This window comes from Stenotrophomonas ginsengisoli, assembly GCF_001431485.1.
Taxonomy (GTDB): Bacteria; Pseudomonadota; Gammaproteobacteria; order Xanthomonadales; family Xanthomonadaceae; genus Stenotrophomonas; species Stenotrophomonas ginsengisoli.
This window is the reverse complement of sequence record NZ_LDJM01000006.1, coordinates 97,206-108,543: the sequence shown is the minus strand read 5'-3', so window position 1 is coordinate 108,543 and position 11,338 is coordinate 97,206. Positions and strand designations below refer to the sequence as shown.

Here is an 11,338-nt window from a genome sequence, read left to right as displayed (position 1 = left end):
TGAGAGGATTTGGGCTTGTTGGCTTGGGCTTGTTGGCTTGGGCTTGTTGGCTTGGGCTTGTTGGCTTGGGCTTGTTGGCTTGGGCTTGTTGGCTTGGGCTTGTTGGCTTGGGCTTGTTGGCCTGGGCTTGTTGGCTTGGGCTTGGGCTTCGCACTGGCCCAGTGGCCACGTTTGCCAAAACTTACTGTCAGGCCCGTGCAGCCGGCTTGTTGCCGGGCGTGGCACAGGGCCACATGGCCACAGGCGACCGGGTGCGATCAACGTGAGGCTGCAGCATGCTGGCCGGCAAGGGCTGCCGGCCTGGCGCGTCATTGCGACGCAACGCGGTGCGGGATGATGCAATGCAACGGGCGTATCGGTGTCGGCCCCACCTTCACCGATACGCCCGTCACTGCTGCCATCAGCTGGACAGGTGCCATCCCCATGCCACCTGCCCAGCCGCTTGCCTGGCAGCAAGACCGCTGAAAAAAATCGCCCGGCCGCACGTCACTGTGCGCCACCGGGCGATATCACATCCCTGTCGGCATCCGTGCCCGATCCATTTGGAATCCTTCCCCAACCGGCATCACCGGCCGCATCCTGCGGCAGACAACACCTGCTTTGTCGTGCTCAGCGTCGCGGCACCTGCCCGGCCGTCCTGGCCGGTGGCTGGTCTGCGGCCCCCACCGTGATCAGCTCACGATTGATTTCCACAGTCCGCAAACCGATTCCCCGTACCTGCGCCAGTTCCTCTGGGCTGCGGAACGGACCATTGGCTTGCCGGTAGTCCACGATCGCTTGTGCCTTGGCGGCACCGACGTTGACCAACACGCGATCCAGCGTGGCGGCGTCGGCGCTGTTGATGTCGACCTTTTCCGTGGCCGACGCCCAACCTGCCAGAACCATGCTCAACACCAGCGACTTCCAGGTCACGGCGATCCATTTCATGGTTGTACTCCTTGTGTCTTTGCGTTGATGGACCGGCTCCTTGCCGGTGAGTCCACCTTCCCGCGACACCGGTGGCCATCCTATCGTCAGCCGCGCGTTCATAAAGCCAGCCGAACGCCCGACATCACGTAGGAAAACTCTGACAGGGTGCAGGCGTACAATGGTCACATCCGCAATCAACATACCCGGAGCAGCACCCATGGACAGCGCCAAGCTCAGCCAGTTCATCAGCGACAAGTGGGACAACGAGATCGTCCCGCAGCTGATTGAATACATCGCCATTCCCAACAAGTCGCCGATGTTCGATGCCAACTGGGTCGAAAACGGCTACATGGCCAAGGCGGTGACGCTGATGGAGACCTGGGCCCGCGCCCAGGACATCCCGGGCCTGCAGGTGGAAGTGGTGCAGCTGGAAGGCCGCACCCCGCTGCTGCTGCTGGAAATCCCCGCCTCCGGCCCGGAAACCGGCGAAGACACCGTGCTGCTGTACGGCCACTTGGACAAGCAGCCTGAAATGACCGGCTGGGATGAAGACCTGGGCCCGTGGAAGCCGGTGCTGCGTGGTGACAAGCTGTACGGCCGCGGTGGTGCCGATGACGGCTATGCCATGTACGGCTCGCTGACCGCCGTGCTGGCCCTGCACGAGCAGGGCCTGCCGCACGCCCGCTGCGTGGTGCTGATCGAGGCCTGCGAGGAATCCGGTTCCTACGACCTGCCGGCCTATGTCGACCACCTGGCCGACCGCATCGGCCAGCCCTCGCTGGTGGTGTGCCTGGATTCGGGCTGCGCCAACTACGAACAGCTGTGGTGCACCACCTCGCTGCGCGGCCTGACCGGTGGCAACTTCACCGTCAAGGTGCTGGAGGAAGGCGTGCATTCCGGCGATGCCTCCGGTGTGATCCCGTCCTCCTTCCGCCTGCTGCGCCAGCTGCTCTCGCGCATCGAGGACCAGGACACCGGCCGCATCCTGATCGACGGCCTGCACGTGGAAATCCCGGCCGAGCGTCTGGCCCAGGCCCAGCGCGCTGCCGAAGTGGTCGATACCGCGATCTTCAAGAAGTTCCCGATGGTCGACGGCCTGACCCCGATGAGCGAGGTCCTGACCGAGCTGGTGCTCAACCGCACCTGGCGCCCGGCCCTTTCGGTGACCGGCATCGGCGGCATGCCGCCGCTGGAATCGGCCGGCAACGTGCTGCGCCCGGAAACCTCGGTCAAGTTGTCGCTGCGCCTGCCGCCGACCGCCAATGGCAAGGCCTGCGGCGAGCTGCTCAAGGCCGAACTGCTGCGCGACCCGCCCAACGGCGCCCACGTGTCGCTGGATCTGGAGAAGGCGTCCACCGGCTGGAACGCACCGGCCATGTCGCCGTGGCTGACCGAGGCCATCAATGCCGCCTCGCAGGCCTTCTTCGACAAGCCGGCCATGTACATGGGTGAAGGTGGCTCGATTCCGTTCATGGGCATGCTGGGCGAGAAGTTCCCCGGCGCGCAGTTCATGATCACCGGCGTGCTCGGCCCGCACTCCAACGCGCATGGCCCGAACGAGTTCCTGCACATCCCGATGGGCAAGCGCGTCACTGCCTGCGTCTCCCACGTGCTGCTGCAGCACTATGCCGCCAGCGTGCGCGGCGAGACCCGCGGTTGCGGCGTGCATGCCGACTCGGGCACCCGCCACGGCAACTTCGGCTGCTGCTGACCGTAGCCTGCGCGGCAACTGACAAGGGCGGCCTGCGGGCCGCCCTTGTTGCATGAGCACGCCCCCTCGCCTTCACCGGCGCGGCCATTTACCCTGTCCCATCGGCAGCCGGTTGCTGCCCCAGGTACGACATGAACAACCCTCCCGACACCCGCACCACGCTGCGCCTGGACTGGCTGCGCGAAGTGCTCGGCAACCCGCTCGTCGGGCTGGAACGCGCCTCCACCGACGCCGGCATGCGCAGCTACTGGCGCACTACCGGCCTGGTGCCCAGCCGCATCGTGATGGACGCGCCCCCGGGGCTGGAGGATGTCGGCCGCTGGCTGGCCATTGGTGACCGTCTGGCTGCTGCCGGGGTACGTGTGCCGCAGGTACTGGCACGCAACCTCGGCGACGGCTTCCTGCTGCTGGAGGACCTCGGCGGCCCCACCCTGGCCCAGAGCCTGGACATTGACAGTGTCGATGCCGGCATGGACGCCGCGTTGAGCCAGTTGCTGATCCTGCAGCAGATGCCCGACACCGACGGCCTGGCCCGTTTTGACCAGGCCCTGCTGCTGCGCGATTCCGGCCTGTTCGAGGACTGGTTCATCCAGCGCCATCTGGGCCTGGACCTGGGCTGTGGCGATGTCGAGCGCCTGCAGCTGGGCCTGCGCCGGCTGATGGACAACGCCCTGGGCCAGGCCCAGGTGCCGGTGCACCGCGACTTCATGCTGCGCAACCTGATGCCGGTGGCCGATGGCCCGGCCGTGCTCGATTTCCAGGACCTGGTGATCGGCCCGGTGGCCTATGACGTGGCCAGCCTGATGCGTGATGCCTTCATCAGCTGGCCCGAGGAAAAAGTGTCCCAGTGGGTGGCGATCTACCATGCCCGCGCCCTGGCCAGCGGCATCGAGGTGCCGGCCGATCTGGCCAGCTTCGCCCGCGATGTGGATTTCATCGGCGTGCAGCGCCACCTGAAGATCCTGGGCATCTTCTGCCGCCTGCACTACCGCGACGGCAAGTCGCGCTACATCGCCGACCTGCCGCGCTTCATCGCCTACCTGGACAACGTGCTGCCACGGCATGCCGCCCTGGCACCGCTGGCCGAGCTGTTCGAGCACACCCTCAAGCCGGCCCTGGCCGCCCGTGGGGAGGTCGCATGAAGGCCTTGATCTTCGCCGCCGGCCTGGGCGAGCGCATGCGCCCGCTGACCGAGCACACCCCCAAGCCCCTGCTGGAAGCCGCCGGCAAGCCCTTGATCGTCTGGCATCTGCAACGGCTGGCCGCGCTGGGCGTGAGCGATGTGGTGATCAACACCTCGTGGCTGGCGCAGTGCTTTGAACCGGCACTGGGCGATGGCAGCAACTGGGGCCTGCGCCTGCATTACCTCTACGAGGGTACCACCCCGCTGGAAACCGGCGGCGGCATGCTCAACGCCCTGCCCCTGCTTGGCGATGCGCCATTTCTGGCCATCAACGGCGACATCTGGTGCGATTTTGACCTGGCCAGCCTGCCCCGCGAACCGCAGGGCCAGGCCCACCTGGTACTGGTGGACAACCCCGCCCACCATCCGGGCGGGGATTTCCGTCTCGATGAGCAGGGCCGGATGCACGACAGCCCCGCCCTGACCTTCTCCGGCATCGGTGTCTACCGGCCGCAGCTCCTGCAGGGCTGGCAGGCGGTGGTCGGTGATGCTGCCGGGGTGGAATGCACCCCGCCGCGCTTCAAGCTTGCCCCTTTGCTGCGTGCGGCCATGCGCGCCGGCCAGGTCAGCGGCGTGCACCACACCGGCCAGTGGACCGATGTCGGCACCCCGCAACGTCTGGCCGAACTGGACGCACAACTGCGTCAACCGGCCTGAAGCAAAGAGCCGGCACAAGCCGGCTCTGTCATCCCGGGCAAGCGGCGTCACTCAGGGGCTGTCGCCCTCGCCGAGCACACTGCGCAGGAAGGGCACGGTCAGCCTGCGCTTGGCCGCCAGTGATTCGCGATCCAGGCGGTCAAGTACGCTCACCAGCGAACCCATGTCACGCCCGCAGCGGGCCAGCAACCATTCCAGGGCCGGGCCGTCGAGCACCATCCCGCGCCGCTCCGCACGGGCCTTGAGCACGGCCACCCGGTCAATTTCGTCCAGGGTATACAGGCTGATGCGCCCACACTGGCCCAGCCGCGAGCGCAGGTCCGGCAACACCAGGCCAAGCATCTCCGGCATCGCCTTGGCGGTATAGAGCAGGGTTGCCCCGGCCGCACGCGCACGGTTGTGGAAGTCGAACAGGGCGATTTCGTCATCACGGTTGCCGGCGATCGCATCCACCCCGTCCAGAGCGATCACATCATGCTGCTCCAGCCCTTCCAGGGCGTCGCGCACGCGGCCCCGCGCCGCAGCCAGCGGCAGGTACATCGCGCGCCGCCCGGCCTGCTCGGCCGCTGCGCACACAGCCAGGGTCAGATGGGTCTTGCCGGTGCCGGCCGCGCCGGCCACGTACAGCCAGTCCGCATGCGCGCCAACGGCCAGCGCACGCAATTGCGCCAGCGCAGCCGGCGGCGCGGCAAGGAAGGTTTCCAGACGCTGGTCCGGCGGATAACGCAGGCTCAGCGTCAATTGCTGGCTGGTCACGGGCGCTTGCTTTTCTCGTCGGCCATCGGCGTGAGGCGATGGATCTGGTCGGTTACCCCGGCCGGCATGATCACCGCTGCGTTGCCGGCATACAGCTCACTGCTGCGGTAACGCTCCTGGGCATAACGCAGCAGCACATTGGCCACCGCCGCCACCGGCAGGGCCAGCAGCATGCCCAGAAAACCGAACAGCTGGCCACCGGCCATCACCGCAAAGATCACCGCCACCGGGTGCAGGCCGATCTTGTCTCCGACGATGCGCGGGGTCAGCACGTAGCTTTCCAGCAGCTGGCCCACGGTGAACACCACCGCCACGCCAGCCAGCAATTTGACATCCACGCCCTGGGCCTGGACCAGGGCTGCCAGTACGGCCAGGATCACCCCGGTGGTTGCGCCCAGATAGGGAATGAAGCTGATCAGGCCGGCCACCATGCCGATCAGCAGGCCCAGCTTGAGCCCGACCAGGGCCATACCGGTGGCGTAGATCGCGCCCAGGGCCACCATCACCACGAACTGGCCGCGCACGAATGCGCCGAGCACCTCGTTGGATTCGGAGGCCAGCTTGGCTGCCGTGGCGATATGGTCACGCGGAATCAGCGAGGCCACCCGCTCGACCATCCGGTCCCAGTCGCGCAGGAAGTAATAAGCCACGATCGGGGTCAGGAACAGGTTCACCACCATCGTCACCAGGGCAAAGCTGGATCGGCTCAGGTAACCAAACACCGTTGCCGCCGCGCCACCAGCGGCCTGCCAGTGGCTGCGCGCCCAGTCGATCAGGCGCTGCGGGTCCATCCATTCGGCCGCGCGGAAGCCGAAACGTGCCTCCAGCGCCGGCACGGCCTTTTCCAGCAGCCAGGTCTGCATGCCGGGCAGGGCTGCAACCAGGGTCTGCACCTGGCTCTGCAGCATCGGCACCAGGATGAGCAGGGCCAGGGCGATGAGCATGATCATCAGCACGAAGACCAGCAGCACCGCGGTATTGCGCGAGCGCCCCGCCGCTTCCAGGCGGTCCACCAGTGGATCACCCAGCCAGGCCAGCATGATCGCGGCCACGAACGGGGTCAGGATCGGTGCCAGCAGCCAGATCACCCAGATCAGGGCCAGGGTGGCCGCGGCGTACTTGATGTGGCGCAGGAAACGGGCAATCTCATCCAACGCGGGCAAGGGGGTCATTTGACGCGGTACTCCGCTGGGCCACTAAGCACCTGCGCGGGAGCATCGCCCTGGGCCGGTGCAGGCAGTGCCGCCACCGGTGCCAGTGCCGCATCGCTGCCGAGCAGGCGGTTGAAGCCCGCCAGGCCGGTGGACAGATCCAGATCCAGCTCGATGCGGTCACCGCTGGCGCGCACCGGGCGCAGCGACTTGAGCATCGGATGGGCCTGCAGGCTGGCCGACACACGCAGCCAGTCATCGGCCGAATTGACCCCGTGCACGATCACCCGGTGCACGCCCGGCGTGCCGCTGGGCAGGGCCTTGGCATAGCGGCGGACCAGCGCATCGGCGGCACCGTCGGCACCGGAAACCATGGCCCGGCGGGCATCGGTCTCGTTGGCGCTCCAGCGATTGAGCACGCGGCCGTTGTCCACGAAAGCCCAGTCTGCCACCCAGCCGCCACCGGTGCCCCGGTGGAGCTTGCCGATCAGCTGCATCGGCGGGGCATAACGGGCCGAAGCCCGCGCCACCGCGGCAGTATCCATGCGCCAGATCGCCCCGACCAGGGCCTGCTCGGCGGCACCGCCGGCCGGCAGTCCGAGGCGGTAGCCACGCTCGATGGCCTTGTCCAGCACCGGACGGGCGGCATTGGTCTGCTGCAGGCCGACCAGGCGCGGGCCACTGCCATCATCGATGGCCAGCCACAGCACCGGCTTGGGACGCGGCTGCGCCCACACCGGCAGGCCCAGCGCCGAGGCCAGGCCTTCGACCTTGTCACCGTCGAAGCGGGCCACCAGCATCATCCGGTAACTGGGCGCGCCGCTGACCGAGGTGCCACGGTCCTGGCGGTAGTCATAGGACCGCACGTACTGGTCGGCCTCGCGCAGCATCTGGCCCACGCCGGGGCGCGAGGTCACCTGACGGTCGCCGGACATCTTGGCCAGCACCTGGCCCAGCGCGCGCGCCAGGGCCCCGGCACGATCACTGTCGGCCTGGCTGTTGACCGGCACTTCGGCCTCGTAAACCCCTTGCGCACCGGCGACATCACCTTCGGTACGCATGCCCGACTGCGCCAGCAGCGGCGCACTGCCAAGGGCCAGGATTGCTGTGAACACGAACGCCAGGATAGGACGCATCATCAATTCCGCTTCATTCTTGGGTCGGTAGGAGTGAATTGTGGCCTGAAGGCGGCCAGCTCGCCAATGGAAGCCTGCTAAAATTGACGGATTGTTCTCTGACCGTGTGGCCGCCGTGACCAGTCCGACTTCGAGCAACTCTCCCCTGACCTACCGTGACGCCGGTGTCGACATCGACGCAGGCAATGAACTGGTGGAGCGTATCAAACCGCTGGTCAAGCGCAGCTTCCGGCCGGAAGTGATGGGAGGGCTGGGCGGCTTCGGCGCCCTGTTCAACCTGTCCGGCAAGTACCGTGAGCCGGTGCTGGTCTCCGGCACCGACGGTGTCGGCACCAAGCTCAAGCTGGCCCAGCAGCTGGGCCGCCACGACACCATCGGTATCGACCTGGTGGCCATGTGCGTCAACGACGTGCTGGTGCAGGGTGCCGAACCGCTGTTCTTCCTGGACTATTTCGCCACCGGCAAGCTGGACATCGACACGGCCGCGGCTGTGGTCGGCGGCATTGCCGAGGGCTGCGTGCAGTCCGGTTGTGCGCTGATCGGTGGCGAGACGGCCGAGATGCCGGACATGTATGCCCCGGGCGAATACGACCTGGCCGGTTTCACCGTTGCGGCGGTGGAAAAGGACGAGCTGCTGGACGGCTCCGGCGTGGCCGAAGGTGACGTGCTGATCGGCATTGCCTCCTCCGGCCCGCACTCCAACGGTTATTCGCTGATCCGCAAGATCTACGAGCGCGCCGGTTCACCGACCGACGTGGTGCTGGAAGACGGCACCGCCCTGGTCGACGCGCTGATGGCCCCCACCCGCCTGTACGTCAAGCCGGTGCTGTCGCTGCTGGCCTCCAACCGCGCCGACATCCACGGCATGGCCCACATCACCGGTGGCGGCCTGACCGAAAACATCATCCGCGTGGTGCCCGACGGTCTGGGCCTGTCCATTGATGCGGCCAGCATCGTGCTGCCGCCGGTATTTGCCTGGCTGCAGCGGACCGGCAACGTGGCCGATGCGGAAATGTGGCGCACCTTCAACTGCGGCATCGGCTTTGTGCTGATCGTCCCGGCGCCGCGTGCCGGCGCGGTGGAATCGGCCATCGACGCCCTGGGCCTGGCCCACCGCCAGATCGGCCGCGTGGTGGCCGCCAATGGCAGCAGCGAGCGCGTGCACATTGGCTGAGCCGCTGGCCCCGCAGCTGCCGCCCGCCGCGGCCACCGATCCACAGCAGGACAACGCCTTGCGCCTGCTGTCGATCGGCCACTACGTGCTGGCCGGCATCACCGCCCTGTTCGCGCTGTTCCCGGTGATCCACCTGCTGATCGGCGTGGGCATGCTGGCCGGCCTGCTCGATGGCGGGCAGGCGGCTGACCGCCTGTTCGGGCTGCTGTTCATTGTCATTGCCCTGGTGATGATCACCCTGGGGCTGGCGCTGGCCGCCGCCCTGGCCTGGAGCGGGCGCAACCTGGCCCGCCGGCAACGCCACACGGCCTGTGTGGTGGTGGCCGCCCTGGCCTGCATGATGATGCCGCTGGGCACGGTGCTGGGCATTTTCTCGATTGTGGTGCTGATGCGCCCGGGCGTGAAGGACGCCTTCGTTTCCTGATCCCATGAGCGCACGCATTGCCGTACTGGCCTCCGGACGAGGCTCCAACCTGCAGGCCGTGCTCGATGCCATCGCTGCCGGCCGGCTCGATGCCCAGGTGGTCGGGGTGTTCTCCGACAAACCCGATGCCGCCGCCCTGCAGCGGGTAGCGGCACCGTTGCGCTGGTCGGCCCGTCCACGTGACTTTGCCAGCCGCAGCGATTACGAGCAGGCGCTGGGCGATGCCATCGCCGCCACCGCCCCGGACTGGATTCTGTGCGCCGGTTACATGCGCATCCTCGGTGCGGGCATCGTGCAGCGCTTTGCCGGGCGCATGATCAACATCCACCCGTCCCTGCTGCCGCGGCACAAGGGCCTGCATACCCACCAGCAGGCCATCGATGCCGGCGACGCCGAGCATGGTGCCAGCGTGCACCTGGTCACCGCCGAGCTGGACGCCGGCGCGGTGATCGCGCAGAGCCGGGTTCCGGTCCTGCCCGGCGATGACGCGGCGGTCCTGGCCGAACGCGTGCTGGCCATCGAACACCCCTTGCTGGTGGCCTGCCTGCAGTTGCTGTGCAGCGGGCGCCTGGCTGAACAGGACGGCAAGCTGCAACTGGATGGTCACACCCTGTTTAGTCCCCTCACCCTAGATTCCGCAGGTCGGCACGGCATCTGACGCCCCGCCGGCACTCATCCTTCATTGCTGGCCCATGACCCTGTCCCGATTGCTGCTCACCGCCTGCCTGCTCCTCCCGCTGTGGCCTGCCTTGGCTGCCGCGCCTGTCGCCACGCCGGCAACGGCGGCCAGCACCGCGTTGGAGCCGGTACCGGACTGGCAGCCGATCACCCGCCTGGCACCCTTCCAGGGCACTTATCAGGCTTTCTACAAAGGACGCCAGGCCGGCGATGCCACCTTGGCCCTGCAACGGGTCGGCAACAACCGCTGGCAGGTCAGCCTTGAAGTGCGCGGCAAGCGGGGCTTTGCCGGCGTGCTCGGCCTGAACCTGCTGCAGACCACGGTGTTCGAGGAACACCAAGGTCAGTTCCGCCCGCTGTCCCAGCTCACCGAGCGCCGCGGCCTGTTCCTGGGCAAGAAGGTGCGTGGCAGCTATGACTGGGCCGCCGGCACGGCCCAGTGGCAAGGCGACATCGACAAGAAACGGCGCAGCCCGGTGGCCCTGCAACCCGGTGATCTGAGCGCCTTGCTGATCAACCTGGCGATCATGCGCGATGCCAGCCCGGGAGCCCACATGCAGTACCGCTTTGCCGATGTCGGCCGGGTACGCCTGCATCAGTACCAGGCCGATGCCGCCACCGCCATCACCGAAGTCAGTGAACTCAGTTACGACGCCCTGCGCGTGCAGCGCAGCAACAGCAGCCCCGGCGATGCCATGGTGTTGTGGCTGGCCAGCGGGGTGCCCACTCCCATCCGCATTTCCCAGCGCGAGGACGGTGAGGACACCATCGACCTGCAGCTGATCGAATATCAAGGAGAGCAACAATGACGACCTTTGGCCGTTTCACCCGTCCCCTGGTGGCCCTGCTGCTGGCAGCCGCCAGCCTGCCGGCGCTGGCGGTTGCCCCGTTCAAGGCCGATTACCGCGCCAGCTACATGGGCCTGCAGGCCGATGGCGTGATGCAGCTGGAGCGCCAGCAAGGCAACCGCTGGCGTTACAGCCTGCAGGTGCGCAACCAGATGGCTGACCTGCGCCAGAGCACGGTGTTTGACGAGCACAACGGCCACCTGCGCCCGCTCAGCAGCGAGGACACCGCCAACCTGCTGATCAAGCGCCGCAACATCCAAGCCGACTACGACTGGGCCGACCGCCAGGCCACCTGGCGCGGTGACCTGCGCGCGGACCGACGCGGCCCGGTGGCCCTGCGCGACGGCGACATGGATGCCCTGCTGATCAACCTGGCCATTGCCCGTGACCTGGCGGCCGGCCGCCCGCTCAACTACCGCATGGTCGACGAAGGCCGGATCAAGCAGATGCGCTACACCGTCGGCGGCAAGGAAACCCTGCAGCTGGATGGCCGCAGCATTGAAGTCACCCGTGTATCACGGGTGGACGGGGACAAGGAGATGATCGCCTGGATCTCCTCGGAGTATCCGGTGCCGCTGCGCCTGCTGCAGCGCAAGGGCGGCCGCGACGAGCTGGACCTGACCATCAAGGCCGTGCACTGACCGCCAGCCTGCCCAGGCAGGCAACAAAAAAGCCCCCTCCATGAGGGGGCTTTTGCTTTCCACGCGACGG

Annotated in this window: 12 protein-coding genes; 8 read left to right on the top strand and 4 right to left on the bottom strand. The window is 67.3% G+C overall.

Translation table 11 applies throughout. The features are described from left to right. Positions 1-609: 609 nt before the first annotated feature. Positions 610-927, bottom strand: coding sequence for a ComEA family DNA-binding protein (locus ABB30_RS02040; RefSeq protein WP_057636646.1), 318 nt, complete (start codon positions 925-927; stop codon positions 610-612). A 199-nt stretch (positions 928-1,126) separates the two neighbouring features. On the opposite strand from ABB30_RS02040, the gene ABB30_RS02035 reads away from it, so the two are divergent. The 3 genes from ABB30_RS02035 to murU all read left to right on the top strand — a co-directional run bounded on the left by ABB30_RS02035 (position 1,127) and on the right by murU (position 4,460). Continuing rightward, positions 1,127-2,620 carry a M20 family metallopeptidase gene (locus ABB30_RS02035; protein ID WP_057636634.1) on the top strand — a complete coding sequence of 498 codons (1,494 nt, stop codon included), beginning with the start codon at positions 1,127-1,129 and terminating at the stop codon, positions 2,618-2,620. A 131-nt stretch (positions 2,621-2,751) separates the two neighbouring features. Beyond that, positions 2,752-3,762, top strand: a complete 1,011-nt coding sequence (locus ABB30_RS02030; RefSeq protein WP_057636633.1) for an aminoglycoside phosphotransferase family protein — start codon at positions 2,752-2,754, stop codon at positions 3,760-3,762. After that, entirely contained in the window at positions 3,759-4,460 is a 702-nt protein-coding gene (murU, locus tag ABB30_RS02025; RefSeq protein ID WP_057636632.1) for an N-acetylmuramate alpha-1-phosphate uridylyltransferase MurU, read from the top strand. Before ABB30_RS02030 ends, murU begins: the two co-directional genes overlap by 4 nt. A gap of 51 nt (positions 4,461-4,511) precedes the next feature. Here murU and hda read toward each other — a convergent pair whose 3' ends face one another. From hda to ABB30_RS02010, 3 genes are read right to left on the bottom strand one after another with little or no spacing between them, the layout of a single operon-like run. Beyond that, a complete protein-coding gene (hda, locus tag ABB30_RS02020; RefSeq protein WP_057636631.1) occupies positions 4,512-5,216 on the bottom strand; it encodes a DnaA regulatory inactivator Hda in 705 nt (234 codons plus the stop codon). Beyond that, positions 5,213-6,388 (bottom strand): AI-2E family transporter, encoded by a 1,176-nt coding sequence (locus ABB30_RS02015; protein WP_057636630.1) that lies wholly within the window; start codon positions 6,386-6,388, stop codon positions 5,213-5,215. Before ABB30_RS02015 ends, hda begins: the two co-directional genes overlap by 4 nt. Next, complete coding sequence (locus ABB30_RS02010; protein ID WP_057636645.1) at positions 6,385-7,503, bottom strand: DUF2066 domain-containing protein; 1,119 nt, start codon at positions 7,501-7,503, stop codon at positions 6,385-6,387. Before ABB30_RS02010 ends, ABB30_RS02015 begins: the two co-directional genes overlap by 4 nt. A 145-nt stretch (positions 7,504-7,648) precedes the next feature. On the opposite strand from ABB30_RS02010, the gene purM reads away from it, so the two are divergent. The 5 genes from purM to ABB30_RS01985 are packed head-to-tail and all read left to right on the top strand — an operon-like array spanning position 7,649 to position 11,268. Next, positions 7,649-8,677 (top strand): phosphoribosylformylglycinamidine cyclo-ligase, encoded by a 1,029-nt coding sequence (purM, locus tag ABB30_RS02005; protein WP_245626398.1) that lies wholly within the window; start codon positions 7,649-7,651, stop codon positions 8,675-8,677. Then, complete coding sequence (locus tag ABB30_RS02000; protein ID WP_211263432.1) at positions 8,646-9,101, top strand: hypothetical protein; 456 nt, start codon at positions 8,646-8,648, stop codon at positions 9,099-9,101. The genes purM and ABB30_RS02000 overlap by 32 nt, the downstream gene beginning before the upstream one ends. A gap of 4 nt (positions 9,102-9,105) precedes the next feature. Beyond that, on the top strand, positions 9,106-9,759 hold the full coding sequence (gene purN, locus ABB30_RS01995) for a phosphoribosylglycinamide formyltransferase (protein WP_057636629.1): 654 nt from the start codon (positions 9,106-9,108) through the stop codon (positions 9,757-9,759). A 34-nt stretch (positions 9,760-9,793) separates the two neighbouring features. After that, positions 9,794-10,588 (top strand): DUF3108 domain-containing protein, encoded by a 795-nt coding sequence (locus tag ABB30_RS01990; protein ID WP_057636628.1) that lies wholly within the window; start codon positions 9,794-9,796, stop codon positions 10,586-10,588. After that, a complete protein-coding gene (locus ABB30_RS01985) occupies positions 10,585-11,268 on the top strand; it encodes a DUF3108 domain-containing protein (RefSeq protein ID WP_057636627.1) in 684 nt (227 codons plus the stop codon). Before ABB30_RS01990 ends, ABB30_RS01985 begins: the two co-directional genes overlap by 4 nt. Positions 11,269-11,338 lie beyond the last annotated feature (70 nt).